The sequence below is a fragment of the Oceaniferula marina genome, assembly GCF_013391475.1.
GTDB lineage: Bacteria > Verrucomicrobiota > Verrucomicrobiia > Verrucomicrobiales > Akkermansiaceae > Oceaniferula > Oceaniferula marina.
The window spans coordinates 458,457-473,564 of sequence record NZ_JACBAZ010000004.1 but is presented as its reverse complement, the minus strand read 5'-3'; the positions used below and the strand labels follow the sequence as shown (position 1 = coordinate 473,564).

Below are 15,108 nucleotides of genomic sequence, written 5' to 3'. Positions count from 1 at the left end.
GGAAGATGAGGGGATGGGAGGATGGACGTTTAGTTTGTTGAAGTAACGACCTTGCAAATTTGCTCGGCGGCATCGCTGACGTCGAGGCTTTTGGATTGTTCGGACATGTGTGCAAGCGCGTTGTCATCGCTGATCAGCTTGGTGATGTCCCGGATCAGTGTCTGGCTATCGAGATCGGCTTCCTGGCGTAAAATACAAGCTCCGGCATCCTCGACGACTTTGGCATTGAATGTCTGGTGGTCGTCGGCCGCGTAGGGATAGGGGACAAGGATGGAGGGTAAGCCAACGTGGCAGAGCTCAGTAATGCTGGATGCTCCGGCGCGGCAGAGCGCGAAGTCGCATGCGGCGTAGGCGGCAGCCATGTTGTCGCAGAAGGATAAGACGTGGTATCCTTCTATATCCTTGGACAGTTCCTTGACCCGTTGGTAGTCGGCTTCGCCAGTGATGTGTAAAAAGCGGACTTTGGGCGGGCCGGATTTTTTTTTCGCGGTGGTGGCCCGTTGTTGGGCGCTGGTGCTTGAAGCCTCGGTTGGCGCCGTCATGGATTGGGCGGCCTCCACGGCTTTGGTTTTGCGCTCGGCAACATCATCGGCCAGACTCTTGGGTTTCGTGGGTGGATCGATTTGACCCAAGGCTTTGGCGGCTTCGACGACGAGCGTGTTGAGTTTTTGGGCTCCCTGACTACCGCCCATGATCAAGACAGCCTTGCCGTCGGAGGGGAGTTTGAATAGAGCCCGTGACCGGTCTTGGCGGAGGGGGGCGCGTAGTTCCTGTCTGACCGGAGTGCCTGTGATGACGACTTTTTTAGCCTTGAAGTAGGGGCTGGCGGCTTGCAGTCCGAGCAGGACGTTCCGGCACCAGCGTGAGGTGAGGCGGTTGGCTTTGCCTGGCAGGGCATTCGAGTCGTGGATGTAGGTGGCCAGTTTCATGCGTTTTCCGGCGTAGACCGGAGGCAGGGAGGTGAAGCCTCCCATGCCGAGCACCACATCGATTTGGTGTTCGGTGAGGATGGTTTTGCACTGGCGGATTGACTGGCGCAGCCGGAGAAGAAAGGGAATCATCTTCGGCGAGAGGGTGGCCGGTTTGGCAATGGCGGGGACAGTTTTAAATTTGAGGATTCCGTATTTTTGTGATGCCTGGGCATCGACTTTTTTCTCGGAAATGAGGAGTAAAACCTGATGGCCTTGTTTTTCCAAAACCTCGGCGACAGCAATCCCCGGGAACAGGTGTCCACCTGTGCCCCCACATGCAATTAACACATTCATTTTCTTTGACATACCCGGATACGGTTCATTTCAAAAATTGAGTCAGAAACGCGCCCGCTCATCTTAGGGAAAAGGCTCGCAGGCATCAATCATTAATCTTAGTTAAATAAGTGATCTACAAGCACCGTATTTCCTTTGAAATTGGCGCGTTTGATGACAATCAGTCATGCCAGTTGCTGGCAATGTTGGCTGGAGGGGATGTCCGGGGGGAGTTCGCCAGTGGTCATAGGTATTTTTCGAAGCTTAGGGAACTCTTTTTTTTGAGGGATTCGGGACAGGGGTCCTAGATCAAGGAGATTATCTCGGTGATGCCTGCGGCGCTGACAGGATTGTCAGGATTTTTCCAGGTTTTTACATGATTTGTAATTTTCAAAGATCGAGGTTTGCCCAAAACGCTTATCGTTTACTTCTAAAAAAATCCTGTAAATCCTCTTCAATTATGTGAATCCTGTCAGCGCCGCAGGCTATTGGCCCCTGGTGTATTCGCTCTGGGATGCGGGATTTGTTTTTTATTCGGTGAAGCGGGGAAGGTGGACCTGTCCGATAGCTGTGCATGGCATTGGGGTTGCATCGCATTGCGTATCGAGCTATGAGTGGGTTTGATTCTTGGATTCTGACCTATTTTTGACCAATGATTTGTAAGCAACGAGCGAATTTCTTCAGAGCGATTTTATGCGCTTGCTTGTGGGTGATGATTCAGAGTGCGGATGCCTCAACACGCCGGACCGCCTTTGATGACGGGTGGTCGTATGCACCAGCGCAGGCGAGTGCCAAGGCGATCGCTGATGGCGGCGTGGCATGGCATGGTCGGCTGACAAAGGAATTCCGGATGCCTGAATCTGCGAGTGAACGGAAAATTTACCTCGAGTTTGAGGATGTGCGGGATGCGGCCAGGGTGAGCTTGAATGGGCAAGTTGTCGGGGAATGGACACATGGGTACCGTGCATTCCGGATGGATGTGACGCCTTATTTGCGTTTTGGGGCTGCCAATGTGTTGCAGATGGACCTTGGTCAAGGAGCGGTATCCGATGAGGACCGATTGCAGGGGCGGGTGTGGTTGATCAATTCACCGATGATTCACATTGCGCATTGGGGGACGTATATTACCACTCCTGAGGTTGACGATCAGCAAGCGACTGTGGAAGTGGAAACGACGATTGATAATGGTTCGGGAAAAGAGTCGCAATTGGTGGTGAGGACTGAGATTTTGGATCAGGGACAGGTGGTGGCTTCTCGTGATTCCAGGGTGCGAGCCAAGCAAACAGGCATGGCGAGGGCACAGCTTACCGTGCTGAACCCCAAACGCTGGGATGGTGACAATCAACATCTTTACACCTTGAGAACGACCCTTTTCCTGGCCGGTAAGATGCTCGATCGTAAGGAAACGGCCTTTGGGATCCGGCGGACGGAATGGAACGTTCACCACCGGGTGGAGCCGAATGGCATGCGGGGGTTGATCTTAGCCGACGACTTACTTGGCGGGCAGAGCCAATGGTGAGGTCTCCAGTTTGGTGATCACTCTTCTGGGAAATTTGGCAGAGGTGCCATCCGAGTAGGTTCGGGAGATGTAGCGGTGCTCCCAGTTTAATGTCAGCGCGGTGCCAGGAGCCAGTTTGCCGATCCGTTCGATGGTTTTTTGATCCATGTCCGGCTTTTTGAGCATGGTGGTGAAAAGTTTGGTTTTTGGGTCTCCGTATTTCCCCGGTTTGTCGTAGCGCAGGTAGCGGGTGATGGTAAATTCCGCTACGGTGCCGCCATGGTTGCAGCGGTCCGGGCAGAGGGCGGTCATGTGACGGCACTTGCGTTCGCTCGTTCCTTTGAAAACGGCCTGGGTTTCGTGGGTGGACAGAACCTGGTAGCTTTCTTTGCTTTCCTTGTCCGAGTCGAAAGCCTCTGCAGGCTGCACGATGAACAGAAGGCAGGAGAGGATTGTGAATGTTTGCAGGATGTTGAGTGGACTGAAATGAGGCATGGTGGACAAGTTGCTCCGATCTGACGAATCTGCAAGTCGCAATCCATCATCCAGATTCCGATTCAAGGGGGGGACAGGGCTCTGACATTAGGGAGATTATCTTGGTGATGCCTGCGGCGCTGACAGGATGGTCAGGATTTCTAAATTTCAAAGATCAAGGTTTGTCCAAAATCTAGCGCTTACTTCTTAAAAAATCCTGTAAATCCTCTTCCATCATGTAAATCCTGTCTGCGCCGCAGGCTGTTAGCCCCTCGTGTATTCGCCCTGAGGGGGGGATATCTGTAAGGTGGCTTGAATTCCGGTTTTCCTCGCTTGCAGTCGGGGCCAACAGAGGCTAATGAATTCCCCGATGAAAAATTATGCGATTACATTGATGACGATGTTGGCGGCCAGTGTGCTGGCCACCGCGGACGAAGCCAAAAAAGAAGCGGCTCCGGTTGCCAAGCCAGCGGCTATTGAGGATGTTAAGATTGTCTTGAGCACCAGCAAGGGGGACATTTCGGCCACCTTGTATGCGTCCAAGGCTCCGATGACCGTGGCGAACTTCCTCAACCTGGCCAAGCGCGGGTATTATAACGGACTGACCTTTCACCGGGTGATTCCCAACTTTATGATTCAGGGTGGTGATCCACGCGGCACGGGAACCGGAGGTCCGGGGTACCGTTTTGCGGATGAGATTCACCCCCAGTTGGTTCACGATGGCCCAGGTGTCTTTTCCATGGCCAATGCTGGTCCTGGAACCAACGGCTCCCAGTTTTTTGTTACCCACAAGGATACTCCTTGGTTGAATGGCAAGCACACCGTGTTTGGCAAGGTGAGCAAAGGTCAGGATGTGGTGAATAAGATTGCCAAAGGTGACACGATCAAAGGGATCAAAATTCTGGGGTCGACGGATGCCTTGTTTGCTGCGCAGAAGCAGAACATTGACAAGTGGAATGCGGTGCTTGATGCCAAGAAGTAAGATTCCCGCCGATTGAATTGTTTTCCAAGCATCCTTTCCGTTCAGGGAAGGGTGCTTTTTTTCGCGCTTGCGGATCTTGCAGAGGCTTGGTTGTATGGCGCGGGTGAGTTTTTCCCTCGCTCAGAATAACCCATGGCCATTGCTCAAAATACCATTGCCCTTGTTTTTGATTACGATCAAACCTTGAGTCCCAGCTACATGCAGGATGATGTGGTGTTCCCTGAGTTTGGAATCAACCCGGAATCGTTTTGGAAAAAGTGCAATGCTCTCGTAACCGAGCAGGAGTGGGATGGTGAGTTGGCCTACATGCAGTGTTTGTTGGATTACCTGGAAATGGACCAGGTGAACAATGAACAACTTCAGAAGCTCGGGGCCAACCTGACGTTTTTTCCCGGTGTCGAAACCGTCTTTGACGAGTTGCGTGAGTCCTGCCTGACCTCGGCTCATTTGGCTCAGGATATCAGCATTGAGTATTACATCGTTTCGTCCGGGTTGAAGGCGTTGTTGGAAGGCAGCAGTATCCGGGATAAGTTTGAAGCTATTTATGGATGTGAGTTCGGTGAGGATACGCAAGGACGGATCCGGTATTCCAAAAGGACGATCTCCCATACGACCAAGACGCAGTTTTTGTTCCGGATCAACAAAGGCTTGTTGGATCTGTCCGAAGATGTGAATGATCATTTGTCGCCGGAGTTGAGGCCGGTGCCCTTCGAGAATATGATCTATGTCGGGGACGGACCTACGGATGTCCCTTGTTTTACCGTGATGCGCAAAGCCGGGGGGAATGCCATTGCGGTGTATAACCCGGACGACCCCAGCCGCCGCAGCTTTCGTAAGTGTTACCAACTTTGTGCCAAGGCCAATCGGGTGAAACACATCGCGCCAGCGGATTACCGTGCGGGGAGTCATCTCAGACTCTTGATGGAGGAGATGGTGAGTGAGGTGGCGGACCGCATTTTACGTCAGCGGACAGATGAAATCCAGGGAGGGACAGTGGCTGCACCGCAGTTCTAACCGGTTTTCATCCTCTATTTTTTGTTAATTGTTATGCAGCATATTCATTTTATTGGTATTTGTGGGACGGCCATGGGCTCGGTAGCGGCGGCGATGCACGCCAAAGGCTTTACGGTGACGGGTTCGGACCAGAACGTGTATCCTCCGATGTCGACTTTTCTCGAGCAACAGGGGATTCAAATTTTTTCAGGATACAAAGCGGAGAATATTCCCGAGGCCGCGGAAGTCATCGTGATTGGGAATGCCGTCAGCCGGGGCAACCCGGAGGCAGAAGCCGCACTTGATCGGAAGTTGCTTTATGTTTCTTTGCCCGAGGTCCTGAAAGAGCACTTTCTGCGTGGGCACCGGAATCTGGTGGTGAGTGGCACCCATGGGAAAACAACAACGAGCTCCATGCTTGCCTGGTTGTTGAAGTCGGCCGGCGAGGACCCTAGCCATATGATCGGAGGGATTCCACGGAACCTTGGCAAGGGAGCCTCTTTTACCGATTCCGATTTTGTTGTGTTAGAAGGGGACGAGTATGATACGGCCTTCTTTGACAAGCGGTCGAAATTTTTGCACTACCTCCCCGAGGTTGTGATCATCAATAACATCGAATTTGATCATGCGGATATTTACGATTCCTTGGACGAGATTAAGCTGACGTTCAAGCGCTTGCTCAATATTGTTCCTCGTAATGGGGTGGCTTTTGTCAATGGCGACTGCGCAAACAGCATGGAGGTGGCTGCAGGAGCTCCTGCACCCATCCAAACGGTTGGCATGGGTGAGCATTGTGATCTCAGGATCTCAGCGGTGGATTACCGATCTGATGGGACGGCTTTTTCTTTGGACGGTGAGGTGTATACCATTCCGATGGCGGGTGAGTTCAATGTTCGCAATGCGGCTATGGCGGTGTGTGCCGCGCGCTTTTCCGGCTTCACGCCTGATCAGATTCGGAGTGGCCTATTAAGTTTTGAAGGTATTGCCCGGCGGCAGGAAGTCCGTGGGGAGGTCGGAGGTGTCAAGGTGATCGATGATTTTGCCCACCACCCGACGGCGATCGGCCTGGCAGTTGACAGTTTGCGGCAGCAATACCCCGGTTCTCGCTTGTGGGTATTATTCGAGCCTCGATCGAATACGACCCGCCGCAATGTGTTTCAAACGGAGTTGGCGGAGGCCCTTGCCAAAGCTGATCTTGCGGTGGTGCCGATGGTGCCTGATGCGGACAAGGTGGCGGAGTCAGACCGTCTGGATCCGGAGCGCTTGATCTCGGATGTGACGAGTCGGGGAACCTCAGCCTGGCACTGTGAGGACGTGGAGCAGATCGTCGATCTTGTTGGGGAAAAATCCAAACCCGGCGATACCGTGGCGGTGCTTAGCAATGGTGGCTTTGGTGGGATTCACCAGAAGTTGCTCGATAGGCTTGCACTGAAATAGGCGGGGCTTGAGAGTTGTCTGGCTCGCGGCGATGTGTCATGCTTCCGCTTGTGCAGCAATTGGAGTTTGGTTTTACGGATGGCCAGAAACGGGAAGCCGATGAGGCCTCCGGTGAAGGGTTCACATCCGGGGCCGATGTGTGCGAGACCTTTTCTTCGATCGAGCCACAGGTTTTGAAGTCCGGATTTGACCGGGGCTTGACCGCGCAGTGTGCGGAATCACTGCTGTGTTTGGGCTTGGATGGCGTGGCTGCCGTGGTTGAAGTTCAATGGAACTCTCGTATGCGGACGACGGCGGGGCGTGCATTTTGGCCGGATGCCCGGATTGAACTCAACCCGAAGCTTGAGCAGCTTGCTCCGGATGAGGTGCAGCGAACCTTGTTGCATGAATTGGCACACCTCGTGGCTTATGCCCGTGCCGGTCGCAAGCGGATCAGCGCTCACGGAGTGGAGTGGCAGCTTGCTTGTGCGCAGTTAGGGATTCCGGGGGAGCGGGCGACGCACAGTCTGCCTTTGCCGGGAAGGACGATGGCACGAAAATGGCGCTACGAGTGCCCGGCCTGTGGTGAGGGTTTCGACCGGGTTCGGAGGTTGAAACGCTGGGCCGGTTGCTATGCTTGTTGCAAGCAGCACAATGGTGGCTATTACCACCGAAAGTTCCGGTTGCTTGAGAGCCAGCTTGATGTGGATTAGGCTGGAAGCCTCCTACTGAGGGTGGCGCTGGCTGATTGATGCGAATCAACCCTGCCAAGGATCAGCTTTCCTTTCCTTGTGTTTCTTGTGGTGGTTTGACCTTGTGCCACAGGGTTTCCAGCCATGATGGCTGTTCGGCTTGCTGGGTTTTCAGCCAGCGTTCAACCCATAATGGCGCGAAGGGGATCAAGGAGGCGAGAAAGATCAGAGCGGGAGGTTTGATGTTCCATTTCTGGGTGAGCATGGCATCGAGCAGGGCGACGCAAAAGACGCAGAAAAGAAAGCCGTGGAGCGAGCCGACGATGCGGACCGCCAGTGGTTCCTCCCACAAGTATTTCATGGGCATCGCAATAAAAAGAAGGATGAGGTAGGAGAGCGCCTCAACCAGGCTGATGATGCGGAGTCTTCCGGTGGCCGTGTTGAACATGACAGGGGAAATAGGAAGATTGGGTTCCCTTGCCTAGGGCAATCTTTGTCATGCATCGATCGGGGAGAGCAGGCTGGCCAGGATGTCGTCGTCGAGTTTGAGCTGATTGAGCGAGGATGTCAGGATGGAGTCGGCGACCGTATTTTTTTTGTCCTGCATTGTCTGGATCCGCTCCTCGACGGTGCCTTTGCAGATCAGTTTGTGCACAAAAACGGGCTTGTCTTGACCGATGCGGTAGGCTCGGTCGGTCGCCTGGTTTTCGGCAGCCGGGTTCCACCACGGGTCGTAGTGGATGACGGTGTCGGCAGCGGTGAGGGTCAGGCCGGTTCCTCCGGCTTTGAGTGAGATCAGGAAGACATCGGTATTTCCCTGCTGGAAGATATCGACCAGTTCGTGACGGTTTTTACTCGCACCGGTGAGCTTGAGATAGCTTGACCCTTGTTCGATCAAGTGGGCTTCGATGAGATCGAGCATGGAAGTAAACTGGGAGAAGAGCAGGACACTTCGCTTTTCCTGCTTCAAGGTGCTGAGAAGATCGATGAGGTACTGGAATTTTGAGGAAGTTGATGGCGTCTCGTTTTTTTGGGTGAGTGAGGAATCGACGAGGCCGGGGTGACAACAGATCTGGCGCAATTTGAGCAGGGCGTCGAGAAAGACCATCTGGGCCTCCTGGCCCCGCATGGCAAGGGCCTTGCGGACGTGTTTATCCATGGTGGAGCGGACGGTTTCGTAGAGGTCTTTTTCGTCGGTGCCGAGCTTGATGGTGTGGGGGATGATGGTCTTTGGTGGCAGTTCTTTGGCGACCTGGTTTTTGGTCCGGCGGAGAATGAGAGGGCCGACTTTTTGTGCCAGGGCATCTGCGCGGGCCTGGTTCTGATTTTTTTCGATCGGGGTGCGGAAGGTTTCGCGGAAGCTTTCTGCGGTTCCCAATAGCCCGGGCATGAGGAAGTCGAATTGGCTCCAGAGTTCGCCGAGGTGGTTTTCGATGGGGGTTCCTGAAAGGCAAATTCTGTGGTGCGACTGGATTTGGCGCACGGCTCGTGATACCTGGGCGTCCGGGTTTTTGATGTGTTGGGCTTCGTCTAGAATCAGAAGGTGGAAATCCTGATGGCTGAAGTGTTCCAGATCCCGGTGCAGCAGTGCGTAGGACGTCATGGCGATGTCGCAGTGTGGCAATGACTTAAACCGGCGGTGGCGGTTGTGCCCTTGGAGGATGAGCACCTTGAGATCCGGGGTGAATTTGGCGGCTTCACGTTGCCAGTTTTCTACCACACTGGTGGGTGCGATAATCAGATTGGGGAGTGGCTGTCCCTTTTCTTTTTCGGCGAGGATGTGGGTGAGTGATTGCATGGTTTTCCCCAGTCCCATGTCGTCGGCGAGGATGCCGTGTAGGTTGTTTTTAGCGAGGAACTGCATCCACTGGTACCCTTCGAGCTGGTAGGGGCGCAAGGTGGCTTTCAATCCTGACGGGACATCCACCGCTTCGTGAGGCACTCCCGACGATCTGGGCATGAGCTGCTCAATCGCCTGCGGAATCTGTAATGATGTGTCCTCTTGAGTCAACATCTCGCAGACAACGGCGGCTTCCACTTTGTGCAGTTGGATTTTTTTGCCCGTGAACTGAAAATGAACCAGCTCCCCGAGTTGGGTCAGGATGCGTCGAAAGCGGCCGACTGGCAGGCTCAGTCCGCGCCCGGCATGTTCGCCATCGGGAAGAAAGATCAGGAAATGTTCTTTTTCCGGGGTGTTTTTTGTGAGTTCAAGGAAGTCGTATTCCACCAAGGTCGCCAGAATAGGCTGGAGGTCGAAGTGTTGGCCGTCGATTTCAAAACCGGCGGAGAGGTTGAACCAGCCGCGGCCTTCTTCGACGATTTCGGTTTTCCAGGTGGAGGCGTTGAAAATCAACGGTTGGTGGCCGGCTCGTTCGGCGATGCTGATGGTCCAGCCACGTTTTTCCAATGCTGGGATCGCTTCGTGTCTGAACCGTTGCCAATAGATGCCCGGATTCCATTCGCTGGTGTTGGGAGCCCAGAGGATTTCCTTGATTTTGGGGAGTTTGCGCAGTGACGGCGGGGCTTGCTCGGCTCCGGGTAAGAGTCCGAGGGCGTACAGTGTGTTGAGAGCTTCCATTTCCGCTGCCCGGCTCCGTGACGGGTCGATGTTGCCGTTTGGTTGGAGGCTGAAACTTTGCTGGCCGTAGATGGCGTGGGCCGTGGCGTAGAGTTCCGGAAGCCAACTGACGCGTGGATCGTCCGGTCGCTTTCGGATGTCCAGATGGAAACGGACACGTGCTTTGGCGGGCTGGGTGTTCTCGGTCGGGCTAGGAAGAGGTGCGGAGTCGAGCGGGTTTTGAGCGTTTTTCCCTTGGCTTGCACCTGGCTGGTCACGGCCAAAGGCCTTATCCAATCGGCCGGGACGGGTGAGATGCTCAAAGAGGGCCGCAGCATGTTCGCAACAGTTGGCTACCGGGCAGGAGCAGGATGTTTCGAAGTGGAACTTTTGGCTCTCTTGCCAGATGATGATTTCCGGGGTCTGGATTTCCCCGTGGGCATCGACGACTTGGCTGGTGATTTCGATATCTCCGGTTTCAAGCGGTGTGCCATGAACGTGGATGACGCGTTTGGCTCGTGCCGTTTTGTGGCCTGATTTGAGAACGGCGTCAGAGAACAAGGGCTCCCAAGTTCTTTCGCTCAAAAACGGGCGCAGATCGTCCATGTCAGGGGGCTGGCTCATGGATGGGTGCTCTTCTACTTCAGGTTTTCAACTTGGATGCCATTGAGTCCGAGGCAGAGTCCTTCTTTCGGGTGCTTGGAGGCCGCGGTGATTTTGATGCTGTAAAACTCGTTGGCTTTGGCTCCGGTGATTTTGATGGGAATACGGAACACCCCCGGGGTGGTTGCCGGGACTTTCAGTGTGGTGGTTTGATCCGCATTTTTGATTTCGATGTTCAAGTCACAATGCCACTGGGTGATGAAGTAATGGACAAGCAAATTTCCTTCATGATTTGGTGGAGTACGCAACATGGTGACCCACCCTTGGCCGATATCGGCGTGGTGTTGCTTATCGGTGGCGGCACGGGGAATGATTTTTTTACCTCCAACGAGAAAGCGGATGGGATTGTAGGGAAAATCAAATTCCTGGATGCCACCTGTTTCCATGATGTTTTGCAGGTAGTGTCCTCCGGTTTTTTGGCGCCGTTTTTGAGAGGCCGGGGAGCCGGTGGTGATGACCCAGTCGACGGTTCGAGGGGTTTCGATCGGGACCGCCACGGGCTTTCTGCGCTTGGCAATGGAGTTGACCATGGAGCGCTTCATCAAGGTGATGCTTTTGGGCTCGGGATGGGTGTTGGCGTTTGCCTCCTTCTCGCTTTCTTGAGCCATCACAGGCTCTTCGGGGGCTTCTTTGTTGTTTTTCTCCGTTCCTGAACGCCATTGGAATGGGTCCTGCCAGAAGATCAGTCCCCCGGCAATGATCAGCATCGCGATGGTGGCAACAGACCAGCGGAGCCTGTTGTTGCGCACAGGTTTTGGGGTGCTGATTTTGATGGTGTGGGTAATGGCCGCTTCTGCCGTGTCCGGTGCGGCGACATGGGTGTTGGGCTCATGCGGAAGGATGAGAGGCGTGTCGTCCAAATCGATTTCCGGGGCGATTTCCGTATCCTTTTTAGGTTGGGCGATCTCAATGGCATTCAGTGCGTTGAGTGCTTCTTCGGCTGATTGGAATCGCTTTTCAACGTTGCCGTGGATCATTTGCATGAGCCAGGTGGTGAGATCGGCCGGAACTTTGGAATTAAATTTTTTCAGGGGCGGAATCTTATTTGACCGGTAGGCTTTGGCGCATTGCTCGGCAGAATATTCGGCAAAGGGGTGACCACCGGCAAGGACCGTATAGCACAGCTGGCCGATCATAAAGATATCGGATGGAGCGTCGGGCTCGAATCCACGTTTTGCTAATTCCGGAGCGACCAACAGCGGGTCCTCAAGGTGAGTTTCCTCGGCTTTGACAAGGGAGGACAAGTACTTGAGTCCGAAATCGGCGACCAGGTAGTGGTGGCCACCGTGGGAAATGGGGATGCGCTTGATGGACCCGGTGTGCATCGCTCCATGGTAGAGGCCAATCTCATGAGCGGCTTGCATGGCGCTGAGTAGGTCGATGGCCATGTTGACGGTTTCGACTACGCTGAACCTACCATGTTCAATGATGGCTTCGGCCAGCGTTTCAGTTTCGAGGACTCGGTTGATGATGATCGCATCACCATCGTCGACTGCGGCATCAAAGGTGGGGACCACATTCGGGTGTTGCAGGGCTTTCAGGCGTTCGGTGTAGAGGGTGAATGCCTGCTCCCAGTCCTTGATTTCAAACTCGCCACTTCCCGGGCTGAAGTTTCGGAATGCAACTTCCCGCTCCAGTTCTGTGTCTTTTGCCAGATACACTCCACCCAGTTGATCTTTGGTGATTAGGCGAATGATTTGATAGCGATTCGTCATGGGTGGCAGTGTGGAAGAAAATGCGTTGGTCCGGTGGAGGGGCGCAGAGGCAGGCTAACGAAGAACAGCTCATTTGGCACGCATGAAAGTGGAGAAATCTTGAACCCGATTTTTTGTGTGAGGAACCTGGGTCCAGTCGATGACAGAGTCAGTGGCGGTCGGAGCCGTGAGCTTCTACATGACCGATAGAAATGTTTTCGGGTGACGTATTCTGATTGTTCTGGAGTGTGATGGCGGGATTGCAGCTGTGGTCTCTGCCGTAATGGCGTAACTCGTGTGTAAAAAAAGGAAGATGAAAAAGTCTAAGTGTTTGATGTCCAGAGGTTTAAAGTGTTTGTTGGTTTTTGCTTATGTGTTTGCAGGCATGTCGGTCGTGTTTGCTAAGCAGCCAAATGTGATTTATATCAACACGGACGATTGGGGTATTGGTAAAGTGCCGTTCATGAAGATGGATCCAGCCAGTGAAAAGATCATCCGGACGCCGGAGCTTGACCGTTTACGGGCGGATGGCGTCTTGTTTACCGATGCCTATGCTGGGAATGCGGTTTGTGGGCCGTCCCGTTGTTCATTGATTTCGGGGCGTCATCCGGGGAATGCGGTATGGAGGGCCAATCGTAAATCCATGCCAGCGGATATTTGGCCACCTAAGCACCCCTTATTGGGGGATGTGGCCCGCTCCGCAGGCTACGCAACGGCGGCTTTTGGAAAAATCAGTGCCGGGGGCACGATGACTCCGGAGCAAATTACTGCCTGTGGTTGGGACTATTGGCTTGGCTTTCTAGGGCATATCGATTGCCGGGATTTTTATGCCGACTCCATATGGGAGAATGGGAAACAAATCCCTCTGGCTGCCAATACTCCCGAAGTGCTTCAGGGGACTTCGTTGTTAAAAAATAAAGGATCGGGAGTGGTCGGCGAAGGCAAAGGGGTGTTTATTGAAGACCTGTACACCGACAAGATTATCGAGTTCATCGGCAAAAATAAAGATCGCCCGTTTTTTATCTATTTTGCCAGCACGGTTCCTCATGGAGGTCCTCCTGGCGGGATGCGTGTTCCATCACTCGGACCTTACGCTGATATGGAGAAATTGAGTCAGCGCGAAAAGGTGTATTGCGCCCTCCTGACGGCTCATGACCGGAATGTCGGGCGAATACGCAGGGCGCTCGAAGAGCTGGGTCTGGCTGAGCATACGATCCTCATCTGGACATCCGATAATGGTGATGAAGACAGCTACTATCATCGGACCAAAACATTCGATGGCAACGGCCCGTTCAGAAAGAAAAAGCGTTCTCTCTACGAGGGGGGGATTCGGGTGCCGATGATTGCATATTGGCCCGGAACGATTGAAGCGGGTTCGGAGTCGAACCTGCCGACGACACAGTGGGACCTGATGCCTACACTTGCGGATGCCGGAGGGAAGCCTCTTGCTGAACATATGGATGGGATTTCGATTCTTCCCACCTTGAGTGGTCAGCCGGAGCAACAAACACAGCGGGAATACCTTTATTTTGAATTTTATGAAGGAGGTAAGCAGCAATCGGTTCGCAAGGGGCACTGGAAAGCATACCGCAAAGGCGGGTGGGAGGCTCCAATTGAGCTTTATGACCTGCGCAAGGATATTGGTGAGGAGGATAATCTCGCTGCCAAGCACCCCGAGATCGTAGAATCCATGCGCAAAATCATGCGCAAGGAGCATTCGCCGCACCCGATCTGGAACCTTGACAAAGGAAAAAAATAGGCCGCATGTGCCTGGTACTGTATTCGTATGACATAATAAAATTAGCTTAGGCTAATTTAGAGGGTTGACCACATCCTTTGGCTTGGTTATGCGAGTGGGCATGTTGAAAAAACTCTGCGTGATTGTGTTGGTGTTGGCCGGGATGCTGGCTGGCTTGTTTATTTTGTTGCCCGAAGGGGGGGCGGAAGAGGAGATGCCGGAGGGCGCGGTGCTCAGAGTCGTCTGCACCTCAACGATGGTAACCGATATGGTGAAGGTGATTGGTGCTGAACGGGTGTATGTGTATGGCATGATGGGACCGGGGGTGGATCCTCACAGTTATCAGGTGGTATCGCGTGATACCCTTGCTCTGAAAAAGGCGGATTTGGTGTTTTACAGTGGTCTTCATTTGGAGGGAAAAATGCAGAGTTCCCTGGAGCGGCGGGCTGAACGTGAGGGCGATACCTTTGCGGTGACGGATGCTATTGATAAGGGAAAATTATTGCAGCCGCAGGATGATTTTGCCGGTTATCATGATCCACATGTTTGGGGTGATCCTACGGTTTGGGCGGATACGGTGGATGTGGTTGTGCAAGCGCTGACTCGTGCTGACCCCGAGGGCAAGGATGGCTATCAGACGCGGGGTGAGGCCTACCGCAAGGAGTTGGAATCATTGGATCGTTGGGTCAAGCGTCGGGTTGCTGAGTTACCCTTATCCCAGCGGGTGGTGGTGACCAGTCACGATGCGTTCTATTATTTTGGGAAGGCTTACGGTTTGGAAGTGCGCGGATTGCAAGGGGTATCGACCAATGCCGAATCAGGTATTAAAGACCGTGAGGAGTTGGTCGCCTTTATCAAACAGCGTGGACTGAAGATGATTTTCCCGGAATCCAGTGTGAATGCCAAGGGCATCAAGGCGGTGGCCAGTGAGGCCAAGGTGAAGGTGAGTGAACATGAACTTTTTTCCGACGCCATGGGAACGCCCGGAGATGTGGTGGATTTACACGGTGAACGCTACGACAAAGGCACGTATCTCGGTATGATCAAACATAACGTGAATACGATTGTGGACGGTTTGAAGTAGTTTGCTCAAATTGAACCATCAATTGAATAGATGATGCTTCATGTATAATCGATTATGAGGATGTCTCGTGGCC

The 15,108-nt window shown here is 53.5% G+C and carries 12 protein-coding genes; 7 read left to right on the top strand and 5 right to left on the bottom strand.

The window, feature by feature from the left end; all coding sequences use genetic code 11:
- Positions 1-29: 29 nt before the first annotated feature.
- Entirely contained in the window at positions 30-1,265 is a 1,236-nt protein-coding gene (murG, locus tag HW115_RS12185) for an undecaprenyldiphospho-muramoylpentapeptide beta-N-acetylglucosaminyltransferase (RefSeq protein ID WP_178933151.1), read from the bottom strand.
- A 691-nt stretch (positions 1,266-1,956) separates the two neighbouring features.
- On the opposite strand from murG, the gene HW115_RS12180 reads away from it, so the two are divergent.
- Positions 1,957-2,763: a glycosyl hydrolase 2 galactose-binding domain-containing protein gene (locus HW115_RS12180; RefSeq protein ID WP_227021508.1), complete on the top strand. Its 807-nt coding sequence runs from the start codon at positions 1,957-1,959 to the stop codon at positions 2,761-2,763.
- Here HW115_RS12180 and HW115_RS12175 read toward each other — a convergent pair.
- Positions 2,737-3,237, bottom strand: coding sequence for a hypothetical protein (locus tag HW115_RS12175; protein WP_178933149.1), 501 nt, complete (start codon positions 3,235-3,237; stop codon positions 2,737-2,739). The genes HW115_RS12180 and HW115_RS12175 overlap by 27 nt on opposite strands.
- Positions 3,238-3,586: 349 nt before the next feature.
- Here HW115_RS12175 and HW115_RS12170 point away from each other — a divergent pair, with 349 nt between their 5' ends.
- The 4 genes from HW115_RS12170 to HW115_RS12155 all read left to right on the top strand — a co-directional run bounded on the left by HW115_RS12170 (position 3,587) and on the right by HW115_RS12155 (position 7,320).
- On the top strand, positions 3,587-4,198 hold the full coding sequence (locus HW115_RS12170; RefSeq protein WP_178933148.1) for a peptidylprolyl isomerase: 612 nt from the start codon (positions 3,587-3,589) through the stop codon (positions 4,196-4,198).
- A gap of 132 nt (positions 4,199-4,330) precedes the next feature.
- Positions 4,331-5,212 carry an HAD family hydrolase gene (locus HW115_RS12165; RefSeq protein WP_178933147.1) on the top strand — a complete coding sequence of 294 codons (882 nt, stop codon included), beginning with the start codon at positions 4,331-4,333 and terminating at the stop codon, positions 5,210-5,212.
- Between the two features lie 33 nt (positions 5,213-5,245).
- Positions 5,246-6,628 carry a UDP-N-acetylmuramate:L-alanyl-gamma-D-glutamyl-meso-diaminopimelate ligase gene (mpl, locus tag HW115_RS12160; protein WP_178933146.1) on the top strand — a complete coding sequence of 461 codons (1,383 nt, stop codon included), beginning with the start codon at positions 5,246-5,248 and terminating at the stop codon, positions 6,626-6,628.
- Between the two features lie 38 nt (positions 6,629-6,666).
- Positions 6,667-7,320, top strand: coding sequence for a SprT family zinc-dependent metalloprotease (locus tag HW115_RS12155; protein ID WP_178933145.1), 654 nt, complete (start codon positions 6,667-6,669; stop codon positions 7,318-7,320).
- Between the two features lie 61 nt (positions 7,321-7,381).
- Here HW115_RS12155 and HW115_RS12150 read toward each other — a convergent pair whose 3' ends face one another.
- The 3 genes from HW115_RS12150 to HW115_RS12140 are packed head-to-tail and all read right to left on the bottom strand — an operon-like array spanning position 7,382 to position 12,234.
- Entirely contained in the window at positions 7,382-7,747 is a 366-nt protein-coding gene (locus HW115_RS12150) for a DUF3817 domain-containing protein (protein WP_178933144.1), read from the bottom strand.
- Between the two features lie 48 nt (positions 7,748-7,795).
- Positions 7,796-10,480, bottom strand: coding sequence for a DEAD/DEAH box helicase (locus HW115_RS12145; protein ID WP_178933143.1), 2,685 nt, complete (start codon positions 10,478-10,480; stop codon positions 7,796-7,798).
- Positions 10,481-10,494: 14 nt separating this feature from the next.
- On the bottom strand, positions 10,495-12,234 hold the full coding sequence (locus HW115_RS12140) for a protein kinase domain-containing protein (protein WP_178933142.1): 1,740 nt from the start codon (positions 12,232-12,234) through the stop codon (positions 10,495-10,497).
- Between the two features lie 292 nt (positions 12,235-12,526).
- Here HW115_RS12140 and HW115_RS12135 point away from each other — a divergent pair, with 292 nt between their 5' ends.
- Both HW115_RS12135 and HW115_RS12130 read left to right on the top strand, forming a co-directional pair.
- Entirely contained in the window at positions 12,527-13,972 is a 1,446-nt protein-coding gene (locus HW115_RS12135; protein ID WP_227021464.1) for an arylsulfatase, read from the top strand.
- A 100-nt stretch (positions 13,973-14,072) separates the two neighbouring features.
- On the top strand, positions 14,073-15,035 hold the full coding sequence (locus tag HW115_RS12130; RefSeq protein WP_227021463.1) for a metal ABC transporter solute-binding protein, Zn/Mn family: 963 nt from the start codon (positions 14,073-14,075) through the stop codon (positions 15,033-15,035).
- The last annotated feature ends 73 nt before the right edge of the window (positions 15,036-15,108 follow it).